At 68.2% G+C, this 24,597-nt stretch carries 27 protein-coding genes; 18 read left to right on the forward strand and 9 right to left on the reverse strand.

The features are described from left to right. Nucleotides 1-3 precede the first annotated feature (3 nt). Nucleotides 4-1,218 carry an MFS transporter gene (locus tag DPQ65_RS07360; protein WP_162802078.1) on the reverse strand — a complete coding sequence of 405 codons (1,215 nt, stop codon included), beginning with the start codon at nucleotides 1,216-1,218 and terminating at the stop codon, nucleotides 4-6. A gap of 52 nt (nucleotides 1,219-1,270) precedes the next feature. On the opposite strand from DPQ65_RS07360, the gene DPQ65_RS07365 reads away from it, so the two are divergent. Then, nucleotides 1,271-2,281 (forward strand): LacI family DNA-binding transcriptional regulator, encoded by a 1,011-nt coding sequence (locus DPQ65_RS07365; RefSeq protein WP_114906690.1) that lies wholly within the window; start codon nucleotides 1,271-1,273, stop codon nucleotides 2,279-2,281. Nucleotides 2,282-2,566: 285 nt separating this feature from the next. Then, a complete protein-coding gene (proS, locus tag DPQ65_RS07370) occupies nucleotides 2,567-3,982 on the forward strand; it encodes a proline--tRNA ligase (protein WP_114906691.1) in 1,416 nt (471 codons plus the stop codon). Between the two features lie 53 nt (nucleotides 3,983-4,035). On the opposite strand, the gene DPQ65_RS16295 is transcribed toward proS, so the two are convergent. After that, nucleotides 4,036-4,170: a hypothetical protein gene (locus tag DPQ65_RS16295; protein ID WP_272947642.1), complete on the reverse strand. Its 135-nt coding sequence runs from the start codon at nucleotides 4,168-4,170 to the stop codon at nucleotides 4,036-4,038. A 105-nt stretch (nucleotides 4,171-4,275) separates the two neighbouring features. Here DPQ65_RS16295 and DPQ65_RS07375 point away from each other — a divergent pair, with 105 nt between their 5' ends. After that, nucleotides 4,276-4,746 (forward strand): DUF6506 family protein, encoded by a 471-nt coding sequence (locus tag DPQ65_RS07375; protein ID WP_114906692.1) that lies wholly within the window; start codon nucleotides 4,276-4,278, stop codon nucleotides 4,744-4,746. A gap of 22 nt (nucleotides 4,747-4,768) precedes the next feature. On the opposite strand, the gene DPQ65_RS07380 is transcribed toward DPQ65_RS07375, so the two are convergent. Next, entirely contained in the window at nucleotides 4,769-5,680 is a 912-nt protein-coding gene (locus tag DPQ65_RS07380; protein ID WP_114906693.1) for an NAD(P)-dependent oxidoreductase, read from the reverse strand. A gap of 27 nt (nucleotides 5,681-5,707) precedes the next feature. Here DPQ65_RS07380 and DPQ65_RS07385 point away from each other — a divergent pair, with 27 nt between their 5' ends. Continuing rightward, nucleotides 5,708-6,100, forward strand: a complete 393-nt coding sequence (locus DPQ65_RS07385) for a MerR family transcriptional regulator (protein ID WP_238146740.1) — start codon at nucleotides 5,708-5,710, stop codon at nucleotides 6,098-6,100. Between the two features lie 281 nt (nucleotides 6,101-6,381). On the opposite strand, the gene DPQ65_RS07395 is transcribed toward DPQ65_RS07385, so the two are convergent. Then, nucleotides 6,382-6,936, reverse strand: coding sequence for a type 1 glutamine amidotransferase domain-containing protein (locus DPQ65_RS07395; protein WP_114906695.1), 555 nt, complete (start codon nucleotides 6,934-6,936; stop codon nucleotides 6,382-6,384). Further along, the gene (locus DPQ65_RS07400; protein ID WP_114906696.1) at nucleotides 6,933-7,856 is read right to left on the reverse strand and encodes an alpha/beta fold hydrolase; all 924 of its coding nucleotides are present in this window, start codon (nucleotides 7,854-7,856) and stop codon (nucleotides 6,933-6,935) included. Before DPQ65_RS07400 ends, DPQ65_RS07395 begins: the two co-directional genes overlap by 4 nt. A gap of 45 nt (nucleotides 7,857-7,901) precedes the next feature. On the opposite strand from DPQ65_RS07400, the gene DPQ65_RS07405 reads away from it, so the two are divergent. Next, complete coding sequence (locus tag DPQ65_RS07405; RefSeq protein ID WP_114906697.1) at nucleotides 7,902-8,444, forward strand: MarR family winged helix-turn-helix transcriptional regulator; 543 nt, start codon at nucleotides 7,902-7,904, stop codon at nucleotides 8,442-8,444. 63 nt (nucleotides 8,445-8,507) lie between these two features. On the opposite strand, the gene DPQ65_RS16300 is transcribed toward DPQ65_RS07405, so the two are convergent. From DPQ65_RS16300 to DPQ65_RS07420, 3 genes are all read right to left on the reverse strand, one after another. Next, nucleotides 8,508-8,642 carry a hypothetical protein gene (locus DPQ65_RS16300; protein ID WP_272947642.1) on the reverse strand — a complete coding sequence of 45 codons (135 nt, stop codon included), beginning with the start codon at nucleotides 8,640-8,642 and terminating at the stop codon, nucleotides 8,508-8,510. 514 nt (nucleotides 8,643-9,156) lie between these two features. After that, a complete protein-coding gene (locus tag DPQ65_RS07415) occupies nucleotides 9,157-9,744 on the reverse strand; it encodes a TetR/AcrR family transcriptional regulator (protein WP_114906699.1) in 588 nt (195 codons plus the stop codon). 35 nt (nucleotides 9,745-9,779) lie between these two features. Next, nucleotides 9,780-11,309, reverse strand: a complete 1,530-nt coding sequence (locus tag DPQ65_RS07420; protein WP_114906700.1) for an MFS transporter — start codon at nucleotides 11,307-11,309, stop codon at nucleotides 9,780-9,782. Between the two features lie 198 nt (nucleotides 11,310-11,507). On the opposite strand from DPQ65_RS07420, the gene DPQ65_RS07425 reads away from it, so the two are divergent. From DPQ65_RS07425 to DPQ65_RS07475, 10 genes are all read left to right on the forward strand, one after another. Then, on the forward strand, nucleotides 11,508-12,362 hold the full coding sequence (locus DPQ65_RS07425) for a helix-turn-helix transcriptional regulator (protein ID WP_420330079.1): 855 nt from the start codon (nucleotides 11,508-11,510) through the stop codon (nucleotides 12,360-12,362). A gap of 441 nt (nucleotides 12,363-12,803) precedes the next feature. After that, nucleotides 12,804-13,910: an ArdC-like ssDNA-binding domain-containing protein gene (locus DPQ65_RS07435; RefSeq protein ID WP_114906701.1), complete on the forward strand. Its 1,107-nt coding sequence runs from the start codon at nucleotides 12,804-12,806 to the stop codon at nucleotides 13,908-13,910. Next, nucleotides 13,910-14,821, forward strand: coding sequence for a bifunctional DNA primase/polymerase (locus tag DPQ65_RS07440; RefSeq protein ID WP_202863044.1), 912 nt, complete (start codon nucleotides 13,910-13,912; stop codon nucleotides 14,819-14,821). The genes DPQ65_RS07435 and DPQ65_RS07440 overlap by 1 nt, the downstream gene beginning before the upstream one ends. Continuing rightward, the gene (locus DPQ65_RS07445) at nucleotides 14,818-15,606 is read left to right on the forward strand and encodes a DUF2637 domain-containing protein (protein ID WP_114906703.1); all 789 of its coding nucleotides are present in this window, start codon (nucleotides 14,818-14,820) and stop codon (nucleotides 15,604-15,606) included. The genes DPQ65_RS07440 and DPQ65_RS07445 overlap by 4 nt, the downstream gene beginning before the upstream one ends. Further along, the gene (locus DPQ65_RS07450) at nucleotides 15,603-16,070 is read left to right on the forward strand and encodes a hypothetical protein (RefSeq protein WP_238146742.1); all 468 of its coding nucleotides are present in this window, start codon (nucleotides 15,603-15,605) and stop codon (nucleotides 16,068-16,070) included. The genes DPQ65_RS07445 and DPQ65_RS07450 overlap by 4 nt, the downstream gene beginning before the upstream one ends. Nucleotides 16,071-16,159: 89 nt before the next feature. Beyond that, entirely contained in the window at nucleotides 16,160-17,083 is a 924-nt protein-coding gene (locus tag DPQ65_RS07455; protein ID WP_114906704.1) for a hypothetical protein, read from the forward strand. Further along, complete coding sequence (locus DPQ65_RS07460; RefSeq protein ID WP_114906705.1) at nucleotides 17,080-18,093, forward strand: ParB N-terminal domain-containing protein; 1,014 nt, start codon at nucleotides 17,080-17,082, stop codon at nucleotides 18,091-18,093. The genes DPQ65_RS07455 and DPQ65_RS07460 overlap by 4 nt, the downstream gene beginning before the upstream one ends. A 42-nt stretch (nucleotides 18,094-18,135) precedes the next feature. After that, complete coding sequence (locus tag DPQ65_RS07465) at nucleotides 18,136-18,831, forward strand: hypothetical protein (protein WP_114907004.1); 696 nt, start codon at nucleotides 18,136-18,138, stop codon at nucleotides 18,829-18,831. 22 nt (nucleotides 18,832-18,853) lie between these two features. Next, entirely contained in the window at nucleotides 18,854-20,497 is a 1,644-nt protein-coding gene (locus DPQ65_RS07470; protein ID WP_420330074.1) for a M23 family metallopeptidase, read from the forward strand. Between the two features lie 5 nt (nucleotides 20,498-20,502). Beyond that, the gene (locus DPQ65_RS07475; RefSeq protein ID WP_114907006.1) at nucleotides 20,503-20,769 is read left to right on the forward strand and encodes a DUF6112 family protein; all 267 of its coding nucleotides are present in this window, start codon (nucleotides 20,503-20,505) and stop codon (nucleotides 20,767-20,769) included. Here the strand turns inward: DPQ65_RS07475 and DPQ65_RS07480 are convergent. Beyond that, complete coding sequence (locus DPQ65_RS07480) at nucleotides 20,743-21,192, reverse strand: NUDIX domain-containing protein (RefSeq protein WP_114906706.1); 450 nt, start codon at nucleotides 21,190-21,192, stop codon at nucleotides 20,743-20,745. The two genes, DPQ65_RS07475 and DPQ65_RS07480, sit on opposite strands and share 27 nt — an antisense overlap. Before the next feature lie 136 nt (nucleotides 21,193-21,328). Here DPQ65_RS07480 and DPQ65_RS07485 point away from each other — a divergent pair, with 136 nt between their 5' ends. Genes DPQ65_RS07485 through DPQ65_RS07495 form a run of 3 tightly spaced genes read left to right on the forward strand, consistent with a single transcriptional unit; the run spans nucleotide 21,329 to nucleotide 24,584 of the window. Next, nucleotides 21,329-21,601 carry a DUF6112 family protein gene (locus tag DPQ65_RS07485; RefSeq protein ID WP_114907007.1) on the forward strand — a complete coding sequence of 91 codons (273 nt, stop codon included), beginning with the start codon at nucleotides 21,329-21,331 and terminating at the stop codon, nucleotides 21,599-21,601. Nucleotides 21,602-21,644: 43 nt separating this feature from the next. Further along, a complete protein-coding gene (locus DPQ65_RS07490; RefSeq protein ID WP_114906707.1) occupies nucleotides 21,645-23,105 on the forward strand; it encodes a conjugal transfer protein TrbL in 1,461 nt (486 codons plus the stop codon). Between the two features lie 6 nt (nucleotides 23,106-23,111). After that, a complete protein-coding gene (locus DPQ65_RS07495) occupies nucleotides 23,112-24,584 on the forward strand; it encodes an SCO6880 family protein (protein ID WP_202863045.1) in 1,473 nt (490 codons plus the stop codon). The last annotated feature ends 13 nt before the right edge of the window (nucleotides 24,585-24,597 follow it).

A 24,597-nucleotide genomic window follows, 5' to 3' on the forward strand; every position in this document is an offset into this window, starting at 1 on the left:
CGGTCAGTGACGTAGGGCGCGTGGGAGCGCGAGGAGTGCGAGTGCTCCTGCCGCGGCGATCACGGCGAGGACTATGCCCAGACCGGCTGAGTGCGCGAGGGCTCCCACAAGGATGGGAGCGGTGATCGCTCCGATGCGGGAGCAGGTGGAGATGATTCCCGCGGTGGTTGCCGGGGTGATGCGGTATCGGGTGCCGAGGGTGTCGGCAGTGTCGAAGAGCATCGGGTAGATGGGTCCGGCGCCGAAGCCGACCAGCGCGAGGGACGCGAGCGCCGCGAGCGGTGGTCCCTGGAGCTGCGCGGCGAGGAGGCCGCCGACGGCACCGCAGACGACGAGAGCGGTGGCAGCGGTGGCGATCTGTGCTGCGGTGAGTCGGGTGCGGCAGGGGTCGAGGAGAAGTCGTGCGATCAACAGTCCGAGAGAGAACGCAAACGGCGCGGCCGCTGCGGTGCCGGCGTCAGCGTGGAAGGTGTCGGTGAGGAGAAGGGCACTCCAGTCCTGTCCAGGTCCTTCGATGTAGCTGGCGGCGATCGCGGCGAGCACGATCACAGCGAGCAGTCCACGCGCTCCGGGCATGGACGAGGATTCGGAGCGGCCCGTGGCCTGCCCGCCACCGTCAACGGGGTGCGCGGTGTCGCGGGCTGTGGGGTCATCGCCGCCGATGGGCAGGGACGCTGCGCGGCCGGCCACCAGTTGCGCCGCACCGAGCACACCTGCCATGACTCCCAGGTGCACGATCGGTGAGACATCCAGGGCTGCCGCTGCCGCGCCGAGGGCCGCGCCGGCGGCGAGGGAGAGGGACCACAGGGCGTGCATCCGTCCCATCAGGGGGATGCGCAAGCGCTGTTGGTAGCGCACGGTGAGGGCGTTCATCGCCACGTCGTGGCCGCCGTCGACGACCCCGACCACGAAAAACACCGCACCGAGAAGGACGGCGGATGGCGCCAGCGGGAGCGCCACGCTGAGCACGGCATACGCCACGCCCGCGACGAGCATGGCGGACCGCTCGGTGCGCACGCGCATCAGAACAGGTGCGAGGACGGAACCGGTCAGACCACCGAGCGCACCGGCGGTCAGCGCGACACCGAAAGCCGCAGCACTCGCGTACGCGTCTGCGGCAATCTCCGCGTAGCGACTCAGCATCCCTCCGTACAGGCCGCCGTTGACCGCGAACGCCACCGCAACCGGCCACGCGCTGGCCACGCCATGCGTCCTCATCACACCCTCCTGCGCGCTTTGATCGAAACAGTTCGACGACTAGCATAACCGTATGCGCGAGCCCGGGAAAGGCGTCACAATCCGCGATGTCGCCGCGCGCGCCGAGGTCAGCGTGTCCACGGTCTCCCTGGCCTTGAATCATCCTGACCGGGTCAGTCCCGCGACACGGGAGCGGGTGCTCTCCGCAGCCGACGCACTGTCGTTCGTCCCAAAGGAGCAGGCCATCGCTCGCGCCCGGCGCACCGCCAAGCGCATCGGGGTGATCGGACCGTTCTCTAGCTACCCTGCGGCGATGATCCGCCTCGCCGGCGTCCTCGCCGCCGCCCGAGGGGAACCGGTGGATGTCGTGGTGTTCGACGAACCCTCCGCTGCGACCAGTCCCGCACCCCTGTTGGCGAGCCTGCCCCGCACCGGACGCCTTGACGGACTACTGATCGTGAGCCTTCCCCTCGACGAACCCCTCGTCGATCGCCTCCACTCCCTCGACCTGCCCACCGTCCTGGTCGACACCGACCACCCGGGTCTCAGCTCGGTCCGTATCGACGACGACGCCGGTGGCGCCCTCGCGGGTGCCCACCTGCTCGACGGCGGGCGCCACCGCTTCGCGTTCCTCGGCGAAGCCCAGCACAACGACGCCTACACCACGCCCGCCCGCCGCCGGCTCGACGGCTACCGCCGGGCGCTGATCGAACACGGACGCGCCCTCGACCCCGCCCTCACCCGCTGGACCACCCGCGACCTCGACACCGCGCAGGCCACCGCGCGCGACCTCCTCGACGCCCCGCACCGACCCGATGCGATCTTCGCCGCCGACGATCTCCTCGCCGCCGCCATCGTCCGCGCCGCACACGACCTCGCGATCGCCATCCCCGAAGACCTCGCCGTCGTTGGCTACGACGACACCGAGACCGCCCGCGCTCTCTCCCTCACCACTATCAGCCAGCCTCTGGCCCACAGCGGAAACGAAGGCCTGCGTCTCCTGCGTGAGCAAATGCGAACCCCGAGCGACGCGCTCTCATCCACCGCCCTGAGACCGCACCTCGTCCACCGCGAGACCACATGATGCAGACACAGACGCAGCTACCTTTGCCGTCCTACGGGGTACCTTCCTCCGCGTAATAGCGCGTCAAGGGTGTCGATAGGGAGCGATCTCCGTCAGCGGCGACGACTTTGCGCAGGAGGTATTTGTATCCGTCCCCGGCCGACATGACACGCATCGAGACTGTCACGTTGTGGAGGTACGCAATGGGCGACATGTCTCGGTGCTGATGAGCCTGGGGATCGACGGCTTTGGCCGCGCCATCGGTGGACGAGGGCCTTCGGCCTCTGAACGGTAGAATCTGAAGGCATGGTCAGGCAGAGCGTGCTCGCTTCGCAGTCGAGCGATTTCCCACGGTGGTACCAGGACGTGGTGTCCAAGGCGGAGCTTGCCGAGAACGGGCCAGTGCGCGGGACCATGGTCATCCGCCCGTACGGGTACGCGATCTGGGAGCGGATGCAGGAGGACATGAACCGGCGGATCAAGGCCGCCGGAGCACAGAACGCCTACTTCCCGCTGTTCATCCCCGAAAGCTACCTCAGCCGTGAGGCCGAGCACGTCGAGGGCTTCAGCCCGGAGCTGGCCGTGGTCACCCACGCCGGTGGCAAGGAGCTGGAAGAGCCGATCGTGGTGCGCCCGACATCGGAGACGGTGATCGGTGAGTACCTGGCGAAATGGGTGAGCTCCTACCGTGACTTGCCGTTGCTGCTGAACCAGTGGTCCAACGTGGTGCGCTGGGAGCTGCGTCCCCGACTGTTCCTGCGTACCAGCGAGTTCCTGTGGCAGGAGGGCCACACCGCCCACGCCAGCCGTGAGGACGCCGCCGCCTACGCCTCTCGTATCCACCGCGGCGTGTACGAGGAGTTCATGACCGATCTGCTGGCGATCCCGGTGTTCCGGGGACGCAAGACCCGCCAGGAGCGGTTCGCCGGCGCGATCAACACGCTGACCCTGGAAGGGATGATGCGTGACGGCAAGGCGTTGCAGATGGGCACCTCGCACGAGCTGGGCCAGAACTTCGCCCGCGCCTTCGGCATCCGCTACGCCTCGGCGCAGTCCGGCCAGCAGGAGCTGTGCTGGACCACCTCCTGGGGCACCTCGACACGGATGGTCGGCGGACTGATCATGACCCACGGCGACGACGCCGGTCTGCTCCTGCCGCCCAGGCTCGCCCCCATCCAGGTTCTGGTGCTAGTCGTCAAGGACGGTGACGGTGTCCGCGACGCCGCGACACGCGTGGTCGCGGAACTCACCGACGCAGGTGTGCGGGCAGAGCTGGATGCCGACCTCGACACCAGCTTCGGACGCCGCGTCGTGGACGCCGAACTGAAGGGCATCCCGGTCCGCGTCGAGATCGGCCCCCGCGACCTGGCCGCCGGCCAGGCGACAGTCGTGCGGCGGATCGACGGCAGCAAGGAGACACTGCCCGTCGACGGCGTGGCCCGGTACGTCACCGAGGCGCTCGGCGCCGATCAGCAGGCATTGTTCGAGCGCGCTGTACGGTTCCGCGACGATCGGACCGCCGATGTCGAGACCATCGACGAGGCACGCGAGGCCGCTTCCGCCGGATTCGCCCGCATCCCCTGGGCCGCGCTCGGAGAGGACGGCGAACGCACCCTCGCAGAGTCCGCGATCACGGTGCGGTGCCTCACCCGTCCCGACGGTGACGTCCCCGACTCCGACAGCGAGCCAGACACCCTCGCCATCGTCGCCCGCGCCTACTGACACACTCCACAACACAAACGAACACCGGAGAAGGCGCAGTGATGTTTGCGGCCCTACGGGGTTCCCGCCTCCGCGTAGTACCGCGTCAGGGGTGTCGAGAGCGAGCGATCGCCATCCGCGGCCGCGACCGTGCGCAGCAAGTACTTGTAACCGTCACCGGCGCTCATCACCCGCATCGAGACCGTCATGACGAGAAGGTGCGCCCGTCACCTGTTGGCCACGGGAAGGACTCGCGCGCCGGTGGCGTTGTATCGGGCATGGCGATACACGTGTTGTTCGAAGGAGCGCCAGGGGTGATCGCCCGGGACGGCGAGGTCGCCATCGAGGGCGTCGGTCTCGATGAGGTCGTGCGCGCGGCGGTTCAGGCTGCCGAGTCGGCCGATCGGGTCGAGTTGTGCGGCGGCATGCCGACCGACGTTGCCGCGAGAGTGCGCGAGGCCGTCAGCGACACTGTCGAGGTGCGAGTGAACCGCTACGGCTTCGAGTCGCTCGAACAAGTCGCGGCCTATAAGGCCGCCTTTGAGTCCGGCGAGCCGGGCGATGCGGCGTTCTTCTACTCGGCCGCCGAGGCGACCCCACTTTCCCAGCATGACGGCGTTCTCCTCGCCGGCGTCGCTGACGATGACGATCTTGTACAACGGGTCCGTGAAGCGCAGTCACGAGGCGCGGGGATCGTCGAACTCTACGCAGGGCTGGGCATCTCGGCTGCGGCGATCGCCCGAGAGGCGAGCGCTCACCAGCTTCCTGTGGGATTCATCGATTGACGCTTCACCCCTTGCTCAACGCTCATCTTTGGAGGGTGTCGGCGAGCCTGATCGGTGCGTCCGCGCCGTATCCGGCGTGCACGGCGTTCTCCACCACCGAGCTGATCGCGTCGAGCACATCGGTGGTGACTCCGGAGTGGGTGAATGCGGATCGCAGGTGGTTCAGGCTCGCGGCGAGGGAGTCGATGGTGGCGCTGTTGGAGCCGGAGTAGCGTTCTGCGGCGAAGTCGGCGGCGAGCCCGGGCAGCAGGTCGGTGACGAGTTGGCTCATCGCGGCCGCGTGTGGGGTGAACTCCTCAGGCTGGAGTCCTTCGGCGCGGGTGAGCGCGAGTGCCTGGGTCAGGCCTGCGATGGAGGTCCAGAACAGCGACAGCAGCGCGACGTCGTAGATCGCGGCTGCCGCCACGCCGTCGCCGAGGTAGTACGCGCTGCCTCCGAACGCCGCCAGCAGGTCGCGGTGCTCGTCGTAGGCCTGTCGTGGTCCGGAGTAGAGGATGCGGGTCGCCTCGGTTCCGATCGCGGCTGCGGGCGTCATGATCGCCCCATCGAGGAGGGTGATGCCGTGCGTGCCGAGCTGGTCTGCCAGGGTGCGAGTGCGAGCGGGACTGTCGGCAGTGAGATTGACCAGCGTCAACCCCTTCAGGTTCGCGCTCCCAGCAGCTTGTTCCACGACGGAGGCAACCGCATCGTCATCGACCACGCAGAGCACCGCCATCTGAGCCTGGCCCAGCGCTTCGGCCGGTGAACCCGCGAGGACAGCCCCGCGGGCAGCCAGGTCGTCCGCCTTCCCCGGGGTGCGGTTCCAGACCGTCACCCGTTGTCCTGTTGTCATAAGTGCGCCGGCGAGGGCGCGTCCCATCGGTCCGAGCCCGATGACCGTCACCGCCGTGGCGGTCGGATTGGACGCATTCCGCGGGGCTGGTTCGGAGGTCATGCTGTTACGCTAAAGGTTGACGTTGACGTGAACGTCAAGCCCTGGGGCGGTGTGGTCATGAAGATCGGTGAACTGGGTCGTCGCGCCGGCGTGAGCACCAGAACCCTGCGCTACTACGAGGAACAAGGACTCCTCGAACCGACCCGGCTGCCCAACGGATACCGCTCCTACGACGACCAGGATGTCGAACAGGTCCGCCGGATCAGGTTCCTCCTGGCCGCAGGCATCAACACCGACATGGCCCGCGAAGTGCTGCCATGCATGGTCGACGATGGCAGATTCCTCATCCCGGCATGCGAGGACCTCATCGCCGAGTTCGAGCGGGAGGAGACCCGCATCGCTGGGCGCATCGCTGAACTCGAATCCGCTCGCACTGCGCTGGCCGGCATCATTACCGCCGCCCACACCGCAACCGCGTAACCACGGCGACCATGCTCCGCCCACCGATCCGCGCCACGCTCAAACTCATGACGAGTCGGAGTAGCGTCGAGTCGGCTGTGCACGCTCGAACGCAGCTACCTTTGCCGCCCCGCGGGGTACCTTCCTCGGCGTAGTAGCGCGTGAGGGGAGTCGACAGCGAGCGATCGCCGTCAGCGGCGGCGATGGAGCGCAGGAGGTACTTGTATCCGTCGCCAGCGCTCATGACTCGTATCGAGACCGTCATGCCGTTGAGGTGCACGCCCCGTTGGCGGCCGGCGCATTCAGCCCTGTGCTCGGCGCCAGCGTCGGTCAAGGAGTGCGGTGGTGATCGCGCGGCAGAATGCCTCCAGGTCTTCTGGTCCGCGACTGGTGATGATGTTGTGGTCGATGACGACGGGCTGGTCCTCCCAGTCGCCGCCGGCGTTTCGGATGTCGGTCGCGAGGCTCGGCCAGGAGGTGAAGCGCCGACCGGGGGCGAGCCCGGCTTCGATAAGCAGCCACGGTGCATGGCAGATCGCGGCGATGGGCAGGTTCAGCGCGGATGCCGATCGCACGAACGCCACGGCCTCGGCGTCATTGCGTAGGAGGTCGGGGCTGGCGGTCCCGCCCGGGATGACGACGGCAACGTACTCGTCGGCGGAGACGTGATCGAAGGTGCGGTGGACCTGGTAGGTCCCCGTGGGCTCGGGAAAGGTGAACGCGGTGATCTGGCCGCTGGACATCGAGACCAGTTCGGGACGGAAGGATGCCGCCGTCAGGGCGCGCCAGGGCACATCGTGCTCGATCTGTTCGACGCCATCGGCGGCGAGGAAGGCGACACGGTTGTGGGAGGTCATGTCGTGTGTCCCGTCCCTGGCAGCACGCGGTCGAGGAAGCCTCGGACGAGCGGGACGACCTCGTCGAAGTTTGTCTCCAGGAGCCAGTGGCCGCCGTCGAGGAGGTGGAGTTCGGCGTCGGGGTGATCACGGTGGTAGGCGTGGGCGGCGCCGGCGGGCATGTATCCGTCTTGCGGTCCCCACACGATCAGCGTCGGGGGTCGATACTCACGCAGGTAGGCCTGCTCGTGGGCGAACCAGGCAAGCGTGTGCCGTTGGTCGGCGAGGAGATGGATGAGGTTCTCACGGCGCTGGGGGGTTCCGAGCTGCTCCCAGGCGAGCGTCCATAGGTCAGGGGTGATCCGTTCGGTCAGGTGCTCGTCCACCTCGCCGATGAACTCGTCGCGGAACCCCTCCTTGCTCACGTGCTCTTCAAGGGTGTCCCGGCTGTCCTCGACGGGCCTGTTCCATAGCTTTTTGAGCGGCTCGTACTTGGGGCCGAGCTGGTCTTCGTAGATGTCTCCGTTGGCGATGATCAACGCCGTGACCTTCTCGGGAGCCGCGATAGCCAGGCGCAGCCCGAACTGCGAGCCGTAGTCATGGAGCCAGATCGCGTAGTGCTCCAGCCCGAGCGTCTGGACGAACCGTTCCAGGAACGCGGCGTACCCGTCGAAGGTGTAGGAGAACCCCGACGCATCCGGGGTGTCGCTGTAGCCGAACCCGGGAAGGTCGGGCGCGATCGTGCGCCACTGATCTGCCAACGCCGGCATGAGGCGACGGAATGCGAAGGACGAGGACGGGTAGCCGTGCGGCAGGAGCAGCGCGGGCGCCTGGGCGGGGCCGCTCTCGCGGTAGAAGACACGCACCCCCTCGACGTCGACCCATCGGTGGCGCGTCGAGACGACCGCGGGGTGGTCATCACGTACGTGGGGCCAGGACATGTGTTCCTCCCTGGGTTGTCGGTCCCACCACCGTAGAATCAACGCATGACTGACGCAACAGTTGATCCGCGCACAAGTAATCTGTTGGGAGCCTTCGCCCTGCTTACGGCCGACCGTGTGCTCGCCGCCAGCAGCACCGCGACCCAGCGCCCCGCGACCGACACCGCCGCACTCCTTCTTCTGACGACCACCCTCGACGGAACCACCCAGGACACGCTCGCCCGAGCCCTTGGACTTACCGGTTCCGGCGCGACGCGACTGGTGGAGAGGCTGGTCGACGAAGGACTGCTCAAACGCGAACCCGGACCAAGCAGACGCCAGGTCTCCATCACCACCACCCCACGCGGTCGAGCGGCCGCACAAGCCGGACTCGAAGAACGCACCCGCGTGTGCGCGGACCTCCTGGACGCCCTCGACGGCGATGAACGCGACGCCCTCACCAGACTGCTGGAGAAGCTGCTCCAACCCACCCCCACATCGCTCCTCGACGCCTACCACATCTGCCGCCTCTGCAACCCCACAGCATGCGGACACCACCAGGGACGCTGCCCGGTGACCTGCGGAGTCGAGACGGCCACGGGAGCCTGATCTGCCGCAGTAGACTCAGAACCGCAGAAACAAGCCGATCAAGACCGGACTACCTTTGCTCCCCTACGGGGTTCCCGCCTCCGCGTAGTAGCGGGTCAGGGGCGTCGACAGTGAACGATCGCCGTCCGCGGCGGCGACCGTGCGCAGCAGGTACTTGTAGCCGTCCCCGGCCGACATGACCCGCATCGAAACCGTCACCGCTGCCTCCTTCGCGACAGTCAGGTGAGCAGTCACCGCCTGCTGCATCCGATGCGATAAAGCCCGCTCAACCTCGACCTGCAAGACGCGTGGCCATTCGAGGAGCGCGTCAGCAGGGTCGGATCGGGCTCGGCTCCGGTAGGTGTTGCGTGGACTGCCAAGTGTCTGCGGATCGGCTCGTGTGGCGACTGTCCTGGATCGCGACTTGGTTAGGTGAACAGCCTGGTCGGAGACTCCGGAACGGGGTCGGCCCGGATCGATCGGGTGTCACCGAAGAGCCGGAGCCCCTTTGAACGACATCGACCCGTTCGACTCACCCTCGAACATGCCTTCAATACGGAGACCGTCTGGTTCTCCGAGATCAACGAGCCCATCGCCGGTGGCTTCGCCGCCACCCCGCCAACGCCTTGAACTGAAAGGCCATGCCCGACCACTCCCGTCGCCGCAACCAGAAGAGATGCAACCAGAAGTGACGCAACCGCAACGTGGCGCAACTTCGGGCTCGGATTGCGTTTCAGCGTGATGTGGATGCGTCGTGGTGCGCTCCGAGGGCTTGGCAGAGCACGCGGTGCACGTAGTCGGTGTCGGCGGGAATGTTGTCGATGAGGATAGCGGTGCACAGGCCATCGGAGGCGGCGACAAGCGTGGCGATGGCCTGTGGATCGTCGGTGAGGGTCGAGGCGAGTTCAGCGACGTTCTCGCGCCAGTGCCGGGCCACCGGTGCTAGGGCAGGCCTGCGGGCGGCCAGCGTCGACAGTTCGCGTTCGGCCAAGGCTCGTTCGCGACCAGGCCCACCAGAGTTCACGATCAGCTCAGCCAGGCCGTGCAGCTTGTCACCGGGGGCGTCGATGATCTGGCGGATGTGGGCTGTGTAGGCATCGGCCACGCTCGACAAGGCAGCGACGAGGAGATCGTCGAGGGTGGCGAAGTAGTACGTGCTCAGACTGGTGGTGATACCGGCCTGTTTGGCGACGGTCCGGTGAGTGACGCCTGCCGCACCGTCACGGGTGACGACAGCCAGGGTGGCATCGATGATTTCGGCGCGGCGCTTGTTGCCCCGGGCACGCCGCCCATCGATGTGGTGATCCTCGCCGTCGCTCATGCTCCCTCCCATGGTTTCCAGGGTAATCGAGTCCTTCACCGACGCTCGGCTTCGACATCCTGCTCCTCACCGAGCGGACGGACATGCCGCAGGGCCACCAGACACAGCACAGTCGCCACGACGATGGCGCCACCGGCCACTGCCGAGGCGATGTTCACACCGGTGGTGAATGCTCCCTGCGCTGCACGCACGACTTCGACGGGGACCTGGTCGGCGACCGAGAGGGCACCCGACAGGCTGCCAGTGAGTCGCTCGGCGATCTCGGGGGAGGTGTCTGCGGGAGCGGTCATGCGGGCGGTGTAGAGAGCGGTGCTGAGGCTGCCGAGTAGCGCCACTCCGACAGCGATGCCAAGCTCTTGGACAGTCTCGGACATCGCGGCAGCCGATCCAGACTTCGAGGCCGGTGCGGCGCCGACCACGATGTCGGTGCCCAGCGCGGCGATCGCACCGAGGCCGAGGTAGACGAACGCGAATCCGACCACGACGGCCACGGTGTCGCCGGTACCGGCCGTTGCCAGCAGCGCATAGCCGAGAACCGACAGACCCAGGGTGACGGACATCACCAGGCCCGGTCGCACACGCCGGGCGACCAAGGGCGCACCGATAGCGGCGGCGAACATTGCCAACGCCGGCGGCCCCATCCACAGACCCGCGGTGAACGGGCTGAGGCCCTCGACGAGCTGGAGATACTGGGTGACCAGATACATGGTGCCGCCCACCCCGACGAGCCCGATCAGCAGCACGGCCAGTGCCGCGGAGAAGGCCCGGTTGGTGAACAACGTGACGTCCAACAACGGCGAGGCCAGACGCCGTTGCCGGCGCACGAACAGCACACCCGCGGCCGCACCGACGACGAGGAGGATCGCCGTGCTCGCATCCACGCCGTAGGAGGCGGCGTGCTTGACGGCGTAGATGCCCGGCAGGATCGCGGCAAGGGACAGGGCGACACTGACCAGGTCCAGCCGCCCGGCTTGGGGGTCGGCGTATTCGGGCAGCACGGACTTCGCGCCGATCAGGACGATGATCGCGATGGGGACCGCGATCAGGAACGCCGCACCCCACCAGAACGTGTCGACCAGCGCACCACCGACCACGGGGCCGGCTGCCATACCCAGGGCGAACATCGTGGCCCACACCCCGATCGCGACCGCGCGTTGACGCACTTCGGCGAACATGTTGGAGATCAGCGACAGAGTCGAGGGCATCAGCGTGGCGCCCGCGATCCCGAGCATTGCGCGAGCCAGGATCAGCAGCTCGGCGCTAGGTGCAAAGGCCGCGAACACCGACGCGATCGCGAATGCCGTCATGCCGATCAGGAGCAGGCGGCGCCGGCCGATGCGGTCGCCCAAGGTCCCCATGGTGATGAGAAGCCCGGCGATGAAGAACCCGTAGGCGTCCATGATCCACAGCGTCTGCGTCGCCGATGGGTCGAGTGCTGCGGACATGCTCGGCAGCACCAAATACAGCGCGGTGACATCCAGGCCCAGCAGCACCGTTGGTAGCGCCAACAGGGCCAGGCCCGCCCACTCGCGCGCTCCCGCCCGTCGGGTTGCAACCTCTGACATGACACCCTCCTCCGAGATAGATATTTGAACTATAGTACAACTAGAACTATCGTTCAAACATGTGGGGCGAGGGCAGTGCCGAGAGCGCCGACGCACCCCCGCCCGTGCAGGAGTGAGCCGGTGGGTGTGCGGCGCGTAGCCCGATCATCTGAGCATCCGGCCGAGAGCTTCTCGCCGATCCTCGCCCGCTCAGGCACGATTCATCGCCCGATCGATCCTGTCGCGTACGACTGTGTGAAGTTGATCTTCATCCGGCACGGCTCGGCGATCCTGCTGAGTGAGTTCGGCGAGAAACCCGTCACGGTTGGTGACGTCGTCGCGCTCGGGTCGAACACGCTGTGCGGGAGCGAGCCCGAGGGCTCGATCACGGTCACCACGTTGTACCTGGACCGGGACTACGTCGTGGACCAGGTGTTCTGGCAGCACGCAGCCCTGTTGGCCGACCGGCTCGATGCCCAGGACTTCGCCGACGAGTTGTACTCCGAACCGGCCCAGATCCTGCACCTCGGCGAGCGCCGTGTCGGGATGTTGATGCCGTGGCTGGACGAGATGGTCGCGCTCAGCCTCGACGGACCGTCGCCGAAGAAGTTCTATCGTCTCCAGGCATTGCTGTTTGCTGTCCTCGACGTGGTCACGCCATACGTCAGGACTACCGAGGCGAGGCGGACGCCGACGCAGCGCAGGGCCACGCGAGAGGGGCCACCACTCTGCCGTCACTTCTCACCCCTGCGGGCCGAAGCCCGCACATCAGTCGAGCTTCTCCGCAGTGCGCCCGAACAACGGTGGACTCTCCAACAGCTGGCCTCCGCCGTGCATCTGTCGCCGTCGCAGCTCGGACGGCTGTTTGTCGATGCGTATGGGAAGACGCCGATGACGTACCTGTCGACGCTGCGGGCTGAGCGGTTGGCGCGCCTGCTGCGCGAGACGGACCTGCCGATCGAAGAGGCGATGCGTCGGGTCGGCTGGCACAGCCGTGGCCACGCGGCCCGGATGTTCCGCCAGGCGGTTGGGGTGACTCCGACCCGTTATCGGCAGCTCCGTGGAGGGAAGTGAGGTCTGGAACGCGCGGTGGACCGTAGGAATGGCTGCTGGGCAGCGAGCGGTCCGTTAGGTGCGGGAGACCGACCGACCTACCGATCGAGGAGGCGATGCGTGAAGTCGGTTGGCATAGCCGTGGGCATACCGCGCGGCTGTTCCGTCAGGCCGTGAGCGTGACGCCGACCCGCTATCGACAACTGGTGCGGCAAAGGGTTTCCGCCTGAGAGAAAGTCCGATACGGATCGCCGCAACGCCGATACAGGTATCCGCATCATCGCCCGCCTCGGCGCCCGGGACCGCTGACGGGCTGATAGTCCGGTACAGACTCGTCGGGTTCACCACACACCTGACGGTCACATCGTCCGTTGTCCGTCGCGTCTTGCTGGTGATCCCGGCGCACCTGATGGTCACCGAGCCCGATCGGCCCGGTGCTCAGGGTATCGGGAGGACACGACGATGGCCACGACACGGGAGCAGACCCAAGCCAGGCGGGAAGCCAAGCTCGACGAGCTGCATGAGCGCCTCACCGGCGCGGTCGAACAGCTCGTCTCCGGTGAGGACTGGGCTCGCGCGGTCGCGTTCGCGGCACGGTTCAGGACTAGATCGTTCTCCAACACGCTGCTGATCTGGGAGCAGCACCAGGGCGCCTACGAGGCCGGCCTCGTGCCAGAACCCTTCCCGTCCTATGTGGCCGGCTACCGGCAGTGGCAGGGCCTTGGTAGGCAGGTGCAGAAGGGCCAACCGGGGTATCAGATTCTCGCCCCGGTTACCGGCCGCTTCGCCACCGCCACACCGGCCGATGCGGAGTCCTGGCGGCGCCTGAGCAAGGGCGAGAAGCCGCGGCCCGGTGAGGTCGTGCGCACCAAGATGGTCGGGGTCCGTCCAGCCTACGTGTGGGACGTCTCCCAGACCGCCGGCGACCCGATCCCTGAACCACCCGCGCCGAAGCTGTTGGAGGGCCAGGCCCCGGCTGGGCTGTGGGATGGGCTCGCTGCGCAGGTCGAGGCGGCGGGTTTCTCGGTGGTGCGGGTGCCGCATGAGGAGATGATCCACGGCGCGAACGGAATGACCGACTACACCGGGAACACCGTGGCGGTGCGGGAGAGCATGGACCCGGCCGCGCAGGTCAAGACCCTCGCCCACGAACTCGGCCACGTCCTCCTCCACGGCCCCGATGCCGAGGAGGCCCGTCAACATCGCGGGATCGGTGAGGTCGAAGCAGAGTCCGTGGCGCTGATGGTCGGCGCCGCGCACGGGATGGACACCAGCGGCTACACGATCCCGTACGTGTCGACCTGGGCCGCGCGGGTCGATGGCAAGGAACCGGTCGAGGTGGTCAAGGCCACCGGTGAGCGGGTCCGCAAGACCGCCCTGACGATCCTCGATCGGCTCGACACGACCCAGGTCGCCGACGGCACCCCGCCCGGGCTGGATCGAGAAGCCCCTCAGCGCAGCGAGCTGGCAAACGAACGAACCGCGTCAAGGCGGTCGGCGGCGTCGTTGCCTGAGCCGGCGGCGCGTCCCGCCCCCGCCTCGGTGGCGCCGGCAGGACGGGAGCTGTGATGGTCGCCCCGGATGTCCTGACCGGCGTGCTGGCGCAGGTCTCGGATGCATGGCCGCTCTCGGCAGCGGCACGGGAATACGCTGCCGTCGGGGTGCCGGTGTTCCCGTGCATGCCCGGTGGCAAGCGCCCGTTGACTGAACACGGCTTCCACGACGCCACCACCGACACGGAAGTCGTCGCGGCGTGGTGGCGTCAGCACCCGCAGGCGAACATCGGTGTGCCCACGGGAGCTACTTCGGGGGTCGTGGTGGTCGATGTCGATGTCCACAGCCCGGTCAACGGGTTCGACGCCTTCGGTCGCGCGCACGAGGCCGGGCTGGTGGACGGCTGGCAACTCCTGGTGTCCACGCCCTCGGGTGGGATGCACGCCTACTACCCAGCGATGCCCGGTGGTGAGCAGCGGTCGTGGCAGGCGGCCCGCGCGGGGATCGACTTCCGCGGCGACGGCGGCTACATCATCGTCCCACCCTCAGCCGTGACCGGTGAGCGAGGCCGCGCGTCCTATCGGGTGCGGCGGATCGGCTCCGGCCGGGCCGCGTCGTTGGATGCGGAACGGTTGCGGGACTTCCTCGACCCCCGCCCCACACCGGCACCCCGACCGGCCGGGCAGGTCCACGAAGTGAGTGCCGAGCGGCTGGCGGCCTGGGTCGCCGGACGGGCTGAGGGTGAGCGGAATCGTGGCCTGTTCTGGGCGGCGTGCCGCCTGGCAGAGAACAACACCCCGCAAGCCGACACCTACGCCGCTCTCGCCCCGGCGGCCGAGCATGCGGGACTCACGGCGCGGGAGGTCTCGGCGACGATCCGTTCGGCCTACCGCACCACCCACCCAGCACCGCGACCATCCGCCGACCGGTCGGCGGCGGGACCGCGCAGGGTGCCAGAGCATGCAGCGGGGCGAGTGCTGTCATGAGTCCGCTGAGCAGTCCGGTGGTGCGGCGTCGTGGCGGACGCCTCGCCGTCATCACCGCTGTTGCCGGGACGGTGCTGATCGCCCTCGGTGCGTTCTGGCTCTCCTTCACCGCGTTGGCCGACCTGGCCCGGCGCTCGGGTCTCGATGAGGGGCAGGCGTGGGCGTGGCCGCTGATCGTGGACGGGATCATCGTCGTGGCCACCGTCTCCGTCGTCGCCCTCGCAGGCCAGCGATCCGCCTGGTACCCCTGGGCGCTGCTGGCGGCTGGGGCGATCGTCTCGGTGACGGCGAATGCCCTGCACGCGGTGGTGGCAGCTGATGCCGATGTGCCCGGTGTGCTGGCCGCGAGTGTGGCGGCGGTGCCGCCGCTGGTGCTGCTGGCGATCACCCACCTGACCGTCATCCTCACCCGCCCACTCCCGGCAACCGAACCCACCACGACCAGCGCGGCGCGCGAGGAAACCACGCCCGCGCCGAATCAGTCAGGCGAAGTCATCGTGCCTCCGCTCGCGGAGCCGAGTCGGCTCCCGCCGACGCCGACACCGGATGAGGCACCGCAGGAGCTGCCGCGACGGAGCGACCCCGCGCTGAGCACTCGGGCGGGTGACGCGGGTGGGGGTCGGCGCGAGGTCGCCACCGAGCTGCGGGGGCAGGGGTGGTCTAACAAGCGCATCGCCCGCCACCTCGGGGTCCATCCCTCCACGGTGGGCCGCTGGTTCACCGCCGCGCACCTTCCCGACGACACGCTCGTCAAGGAGACCGCCAGGGAGGCGAGAACACCATGAGCACCACCACCGACCACACCCACGACCGGCACGCCCGCGAGTATCCGCGCGACCGTGAGCGCCGGGTGACCGATCAGGACACCGGCCGCAGGGTTGCCAAGGCACCGGAGGAGCCGTCGACGCCGGAAGCGGTACAGGCCGCCAAGACCGCCCACCGCAACCGAGCCGGCAAGCTGACAGCGGACAGTGCGCAGCGTGCGCGAGGTGTGGAGTGGGTGCGACCCACCGACCTGCTCGCCCGGCAGTCGGCGACGGTCGCGGGGCGGGGTATCGACTTCGAGGTCGAACTCGCCCGCCGCACCCGCAAACTCACCAGCCATGTCACCCGGGCCAGCGGCCGCGGTATCGGCAAGGCCGGGAAGGCGATCAGCGAACGGGCGCGGCGCCTGCCGGATGTCTCGGAGTTCGGCCGCGGGGGCCAGCACCCCTCGTGGGTGACGCGCTCGGGGATCGGGCTGGGGTGACCCGTCATGCGCACCCCCACCATCACTGCGCTGGCGGAGCCGGTGGTGTGGGGACGCGCGTGCACCTACCTGCCAGGAGGTGCCCGACCATGACCACAACCATCAACCGACAGGCTCCCGGCGGCACGACCAGTGAGGATTTCACCACCAGCGACGGCCTGCGCGCCCTGCTGTACCGGCTCCACGCCGCGGGGCCAGGAGCGTGGAGCCATGATCCGACGGCCGCGGAGCTGATGGCCTACACCGCGGACAAGTACGAACCGCTGGCGCGCAAGCACGACCTGGACCCGTGGGAGGCCGCCAGCGCGGCGTTCAAGGTGATGATCACCCGCGCCGCCCGCGAGGCACGCGACCCGTGGGCGGTGATCACGCACGCGGTGCGGATCACCTGCATCTTCGAAGCACGCGCCCAAGGCCTGCTCTGCTCGGTCCACCAAGCCAGGCGCCCGCACGTCTCGGCGTTCCACAACCCGGAGCGGTTCTCCGACCGCGAGAACCCCCTGACCGACTACCACCCCGCCTTCCACGTCACCGACGCCCACAGCCACGACAACGACACGGACGCGGAGACGGACGCTGCCGGTGAGGGCTCCGACGGTGGTGGGCGCGGTTCGGATCAGGCGTGCATGTCGGCCGGGTCGGCGGCCGAGGACGCGATCGCGCTGTTCACGCTGCTGGGCTGGCCGCCAGCGACTGCCCGGGCCGGGGTTGAGCATGTCTGCGGGGCGCTGACCAAGACCGGCACCCGCCAGGGCGCCTACGAGGCGTTGCGGCGGGACAAGCATGCCCGCGCGCTGCTGGACATCCCGCGCCGCTCGTGGACTGCGTTGCTGCGTGCCTTGTTGGGCAACCCGCACCCCGCCTATGCCGCTACGAGCGCGGGGCGGGGTGTGCTGTTGCGGTTGCTGATCGGCGAGTCGCTGCCGGTGCTGCTGCGCGATGACGACCTCATCCTGACCGTCTCGCTCGCCGCCCCCAACGGTCGCCAGCGTGATGGTGAGGAGGGGTCGTGAGCGCGCCGGCGGGTTACATCGAGCTGGAGCGCACCGTCGAATCCATCCACGTGGGGCGTCGTCATCGCACCGAGCTGGGCGACCTCGACGAGCTCGCCGCCTCCATCGAGCGCGACGGGCTGTTGCAGCCCATCACGATCACCCCGGACGGGGTGCTGGTGTGCGGTGCGCGGCGGTTGGCGGCGATCAAGCAGCTCGGCTGGCGCAAGGTCAACGTCTGGGTCCGGAGCGGGATCTCCGACCGCCTCGGCCACCTCCTGGCCGAGCAGGACGACAACGTGCTCCACAAGCCACTCACTCAGACCGAGGCCGCCGCCCTCTACCGCGAACTGAAGACACTGATGGCCGAAGACGCCACAAGGCGCGAGCAGGCGACCCGTTTCAGCAGCGACTACCAGCCCGGAGCTGACGGGGGTGGAAATTTTCCACCCCCGTCCGCCGGGCCACGCGGAAAAGCGCGTGAACAAGCCGCCGCAATGATTCCCAGTGGCGCCTCCTACAAGACCCTGGACAAGATCGGCTATCTAGAACAGATCGCTTCCAATCCGGCTCAGCCCGCCGAGTTGCGCGAACAAGTCAACGCGGAACTGGAGCGCATCGACGCGGGTGGCCCGGTCGATCCGGTCTACCGCCACATTCGCGACCTGGCCGAAACCGCCCAGGAACATCGCGAGGCGGACCTGCATCAGCTCGCCGCCGACGCCCTCGCCCGCGCAAGAGCAACGAAGACCCGCAAGCGCGCGCCCCGGCCCAGGCCGGTGACCGATGACGACGGCGAGCCGGCGCGTTACCCGGTGCGCGCGTTCGTCCTGACCTGGACCGAGCTGGCCGACTGGTGGATGCACTACGACGCCGACCAGCTCGCTGCTGAGCTGTCCGATGAGCAGATCGAGTCCTTCCTGACCACCGCTGAGGGCACCACCCGGTTCGCCGAGGAGCTGCGCGCCGTCTGCGATCGCGAAGCCGACGGCGAATCCGTGCCCGCACGCGGACACTTGCGCGCCCTCTAGCCACTCCACCCGTTTCTGGTGGCGGTGGTGCACCTGGTGGGCATGAAGACTCCTGATCTTTCCGAGCCCCGCACTCGTCGCCGGGTGATCGCCGCCCTAGCCGCAGTGCTCCTCATATTGCTGCTGGCCGGCGTCGGCATCTACGGCCTGATCACCGGACCACCCACCACCAGCGACACCAACCGCACCAACGAAAACGGACCCGGGCCAGTCATCACGGCACCCGGCGACCCGACGCCCACGACGACACCGCGGCTACCGGTCGTGCGTGCCTCGGCCGATCCAGAGACCTTTGCCCGCAACGTCGCCACCGCACTGTTCGAGTGGGACACCGGGTCGGGGTTCATGCCCCTGGACTACACCTCGGTGGTCCTCGAAGTCGGCGACCCCTCCGGAGCCGAGCAGGCCGGGCTGGCCTCCGACATCGCGGCCTACCTCCCGACCCGCGAGGCATGGATCGAGCTGCGCCAGTACGCGACCACCCAGCATCTGACCATCGAGGACGCATTCGTCCCCGAGGCGTGGAGTACGGCTTTGGAGCAGGCACGGCCGGGGCAGCTCGCTGAGGGCACGGTCGCGTACACGATCGAGGGCACCCGCCACCGCGAGGGCCTGTGGAACGACGAACACGTCACCAGCGAACACCCGGTCTCCTTCACCGTTTTTGTGGTCTGTGGCCCGACGTACGAGACCTGTCACCTGCTGCGGCTCTCCCAGCTCGACAACCCCCTCCGATAAGGCCGCCGGAGGTGATCTGACAGTGAAGAAGGCACTGATCGTTCTACTGGCCGCAGCGGTCATGTTCGGCCCCGCCGTGGCATTCCTCGGCGTGGGCGTGCTGCTGAACCCCGCCGCCCGGGCCGATGCCACCGTCTGCGCACCCGGTGATGCGCACCTGCACGTCGATGAGATACCGGACTCGTTGACCGCGACCACCCGCAACGGCGAGACCATCGTGCTGACCCGCACCCAGTTGGAGCACGCCGCCACGATCATCACCGTCGGGGCCGAGACCGAGGACATCACCGACCGGGGCGTGATCATCGCGCTGATGGCGGCACTGACCGAGTCGCACCTGCGCATGCTGTCCAACAGCTCTGCCTATCCGGAGTCGATCATCTATCCCAACGACGGCGACGGCTCCGACCACGACTCACTCGGCTTGTTCCAGATGCGCCCCTCGATGGGATGGGGATCGGTCTCTGAGTTGATGCGCGCCGAGTATCAAGCCCAAGCGTTCTACGGCGGACCCGATGGACCCAACTCCCCCTCACCTCGGGGCCTGCTGGACATTCCGGGGTGGCAGGACATGGACCCCGGCGAAGCCGCCCAAGCCGTCGAAGTCTCCGCGTATCCGGACCGGTACCGCAACTATCAGCCCGTCGCCGAGACCATCCTGACCACCCTCACCCGCACGGCCAACACCGGCACCGGCAGCAGCGACACGACGGTGCCGGAGACCTCCCGAGTCGCGTTCCCGTTGCCGGAGGGCACCTGGGTCAAGACCTCCGACTGGGGATGGCGCACCGACCCCTTCACCGGCGAACAGTCCTTCCACGCCGGCACGGACTGGGCCGCACCCGACGGCACAGCGTTGTTCGCTCTGGCTGACGGCCGTGTCCTCTCCGCGTCCTACACCGAGGCCCGTGGCGGAGTCATGGTCCTGGAACACAACGTCCGAGGCCAGGCGGTGACGAGCACGTATGTGCACATGTGGTCTCACGGCATCCACGTCACCGACGGCCAAGAAGTCCGCGCCGGGCAGCACATCGGTGACGTCGGCTCCTCGGGCCGCTCCACCGGCCCGCACCTGCATCTGGAGATCCGCCCCGGGGGTCAGGACGCCGAGACCGTGGACGCCGAGCAATGGCTGCTCGACCAGGATGCTGAAGGCATCACCGGCGGCGACACGACAATCCCGCCTGAGCCCGGCTGCACGTCAGGCCCCGGTCAGGCCGGTGCTCCGGAACCCTTCGACGGAGACAATCCGGACGCGATGGTCGATGATCCAACTTCGGACGGGCAGATCACCGCCCGCACCGCGCACATCCTCGACCAAGTCCAGACAGCGTTCCCCGACAGCTCATGGGTCTGCTACTCACCACGGCCGGGTCAAGCCTCCGACCACCCCCTCGGCAGGGCGTGTGATGGCACGTTCGGCAACGCCATCGGCGAAGCGGCCACCGGTCAGGCCCTCGAACTCGGTTGGGCCGTGACGAACTGGCTCCAAGAACACGCCGAGACCCTCGGGATCGACTATCTGATCTGGCAGGGACAAATCTGGTCAGCCGGTCGCGCCGACGAAGGATGGCGCGACTACGACGGCGGCGGCATGCACGATCCCGGCAACGTCACGGGCGGACATTACGACCACACCCATCTTTCGGCCGTCGAGGGGCGGTGATGACCATGGGTGTGTTCCCCGATTTCGGTGGCCTCGACGGCATCGGCGAGCTCCGCGAGGTCATCGGCGCCCTGCTGACGTTCGTGCTCATCATCGCGGTGTTGATGTTGATCGTGTGCGCCATGATCTGGGCGCTGGCCACCGCGAACGGCCACCACAGCGCGGCGACTAAAGCACGCATCGGAGCCTGGACCGCCCTCGGTGCCGCGGTGTTGGCCGGCGGTGGAGTGGCCTGGATGAACTGGCTACTCGACCTCGGCTCCACTCTTTAACCCGCAGCGCTCCAAGGGCGCAGGCGGGATGATGCCGGCGCGGCGCAGATAGCCGGCCAGGTCGTCGGTCACCGCCAGGGTGTCGATCTCTTCGGGGCTCACCCATCGGGCGTCCTCGGCGTCATCGCCAGGGACCAGGGTGCCACCGGTGACGGTGGCGGCGAAGTCATGGATCTCATAGACCCGCCCATCCCCGACAGGCACCCGGAGTCTCCACAGCTCACGGCCGACCTCCACGATCAGGCCAGTCTCCTCGAACGCCTCGCGGGCTGCGGCCTCTTCGAACGTCTCGCCGGGATCGAGGCTGCCGCCGGGCACAGACCACAATCCTCGGCCCGGTTCGGTGCCGCGTCTGATCAGGAGCACGCGCCCGGCCGCGTCGGTGATCACCGCGCTGGCCGCCAATACCACCTGTCCACTCATGTTTCCCACGCTATCCCGGAGCACGGGGTGCACCTGATGGGCGAGAACCACCCTCGTCTCTCGTGAAGGAGCACCCGCCGTGAACACCCTGACCCTCGCCCTTGAAACTGCCACCGCCCTCGGGCCGGCGTTGCCGATGCAGATCGACATCAATCCCAACGACTCGGGCCTGCCGGGCATCAGCCAGTTGCGCACCATCGTCGGGGCGATCATGACCATCGGCCTGATCCTGTCCGTCCTGGCGTTGATCGTCTCGGCGATCGTGTGGGGCTTCGGCGCGAACTCCTCCAACCCGCACCTGGCGGGCCGGGGCAAGATCGGCGTCCTCGTGTCCTGCGGCGCCGCGATCATCTGCGGCGCCAGCGTCACCTTGATCAACTTCTTCTGGAACGTCGGCCAGCAGGTCTGACCCCACTCACCAACTTCGACTCTGCGTGAAGGAGTGATCTGCGGTGGGTGTCTGCGATGTTCCCATCATCTCGTCCGTATGCGACGTGGCCGGCGAAGCCGCCGCCACCCTCGTCTCCGCACCCTTCGACTGGCTTGCCAGTGCGATGGGCGCCGCCGCCGGGTGGCTCTTCGAGGCCGTCTGGTCGGTCTTCGACACCACCACCCTGGTCGACGTCACCCGCGACGAGTACGTGGCGGTCTACAACATCCTCTTCGGCATCGCGGTCTTCGTGATGCTGCTGTTCTTCTGCCTCCAACTCATCACCGGCATGATCAGACGCGACCCCACCGCACTCAGTCGAGCCGCACTCGGGCTCGCCAAGAGCGTGCTCGGGTCCTTCGTCGTCATCACCCTGACCGCACTCCTCTTGGAGGTAGTCGATCAGCTCTGCATCGGGATCATCCAAGCCGCCGGCGAGACCACCGAATCCATGGGCGACAAGATCACCCTCCTGGCCGCAGGACTGACCGCGATCAACATCGCCGCCCCCGGGGTGGGGGCGATCATCACCATCTTCCTCGCCGGACTCGCCATCAGCGCCGCCGCCATCGTCTGGCTGAGCCTGCTGGTCAGGAAGGCACTGTTGCTAGTGGCGATCGTGCTGGCCCCGCTTGCGTTCTCCGGGGCGTCGTGGGATGCGACGCGGGGGTGGGTCGGCAAGTGGGCGATGTTCGTCATCGCTCTTATCGTCTCCAAACTCGTCCTGGTCGTGATGTTCCTCGTGGCCATCACCCAGGTGTCGGCGCCAATCGACGGTGACCTCTCCTCAGTCGCCGACCCTCTGGCCGGGATCGTGCTGATGGCGATGGCCGCCTTCGCGCCCTACATGACCTACAAGTTCCTCAACTTCGTCGGCCTGGACATGTACCACGCCATCGGCTCCGAACAAGACACCAAGAACGCCCTGAACCGGCCCGTCCCGACACCGAGCAAGCCGGCCGGGGACGGACCGAAGAAGGTCCTCGATGAAGGTGGCGGCAACTCCGGCGGCGGGGGCAACGGTGACGGCGGTGGTGGTGGGAAGAAGCCGCCGGAGCCGAAAAACGCTGCACCGCAAGCATCCAGCGGCACTGCTGGCTCGACCGGCGCTGGCGGGAGTAAAGCCGCCGCTGGTGGCTCTGCCGGAGCCGGCGCAGGGGCTGGTGCGAGCGGCGGAGCAGGAGAAAGTGCCGGCGCGGGCGCTGGTGCGGCGGCTGGTCCGGCTGCTGCGGCGGTGATCGGGGCGAAGGTCGCCAAAGACTCCGCCACCGCCGGACCGAAAGCGGGCAAGGCTCTCGGCGCCCAGGGCGAGTCCGCCGCGGACTCGGCCTCCCAGACCGGCAACACGCCGCCGCCGGCGGGGCAAGCGCCCCCGCCGTCGACTCCGGCACCGAAGACACCCAGTGGCGGGCCGTCGAGGGCGGAGGCGCGTCCGCCGAAGCAGCCCCCGCCGCCAGCGCCGAAGCCGAGCGGGAAGGAGTGAGCCGCCGTGCCCACGAAGCAGAACGAGCGCGCCGCAGTGTCGGCGGAGTTGGTGCCGGTGAAGTTCTCCCGTCTCACCCGCCGAGGCGTCCTCCTGGGGCTGTCGCTGTCTCAGCTCATCACCCTCGCGGTCGGTGTCCTCTCGGTCGTGGGTGCGCTGTACGCCGGGGGTGGCATCCTCCTCGCGTACACCGCACCGGTCTGGGTGCTCGCCGCGGCCTTGACGTGGATACCCATCGCCGGACGGCCGGCCGTGGAGTGGCTGCCGGTGGCCTTCTGGTGGCTCTGGCGCACCACCGGCGGACAACTCCTCTACCGCCGCCGAGTCGTCACACCGAGACCGGTCGGCACCCTCGCCCTGCCGGGTGACATGGCGCGGCTGCGCGAGTACACCGACCCCGAAACCGGCGCCGGGATGATCCACGACCCCCACCAGCAGACGTTGACGGTCGTCTGCGAGGTCTCGCACCCGGCGTTCGTGCTCCTCGATCCCGGTGAGCAGGAGCGCCGCGTCACCTCGTGGGGGCGCGTCCTGGCCACGGTGTGCCGCTCCGGCCGCATCGCCACCTTGCAGGTGCTGGAACGGACCCTGCCGGACTCGGGCACCGGGCTCGCCGAATGGTGGGCCAGCCACGGCACCGCCGACGACACCTGGGCCGCGACCACGTATGCCGAGTTGATCGATCGCGCCGGTCCGGCCGGCGAACGCCATGCGACCACGCTGTCGCTGTCGTTGGACATGAGAAATGCGGCGCGGCAGATCAGAACCGCTGGTGGTGGTATCCGCGGCGGCGCCGCCGTCCTGCGTCAAGAGATGTCGACTCTCGTGGCTGCTCTGCGGTCGGCCGACCTGACGCCCTCGGGCTGGCTGAGCCCGGGCGAGATCGCCGTGATCCTGCGCTCGGCATATGACCCGGCGATCGCCGCCACCTTGGAGCGCCACGGCGAACTCGGCCAGAGCCTCGCGACGGCTGGGCCGGTCGCGGTGAACGAGTCCTGGACCCGGCTGCGCACCGATTCGGCGCATCATGCGGTGCTGTGGGTCTCTGAGTGGCCGCGTTCGATGGTCTACCCCGGTTTCCTGTCGCCGGTGCTCTTGTCGACCGGGATTCAGCGGTCGTTCTCGTTGATCTGCACGCCGATGCGCTCAGACCAGGCCGCGAGGGATATCCGCAAGAAGAAGGTCGAGCACATCTCCGATCAGGCGCAGCGGGCGAAGATCGGGCAGATCGAAGACGCCGCCCAGACCGCCGAGTACCAAGACGTCCTCCAACAGGAGGCCGACCTCACCGCCGGACACGGCGTGCTGCGCTACACCGGCCTCATCTCCGTCTCCGCCCCCACGGTCGAGGAGCTGGAAGCTGGGGTCGCGGCGATCGAACAGGCCGCCATCCAAGCCTCCTGCGAGACCCGACTCCTGGTCGGTCAGCAGGCCGCGGCGTTCACCGCCGCCGCGTTGCCGCTGTGCCGCCGTGTCTGATCACCGCAGTGAA

The sequence above is a fragment of the Ornithinimicrobium murale genome (assembly GCF_003352835.1).
Taxonomy (GTDB): Bacteria; Actinomycetota; Actinomycetes; order Actinomycetales; family Dermatophilaceae; genus Ornithinicoccus; species Ornithinicoccus muralis.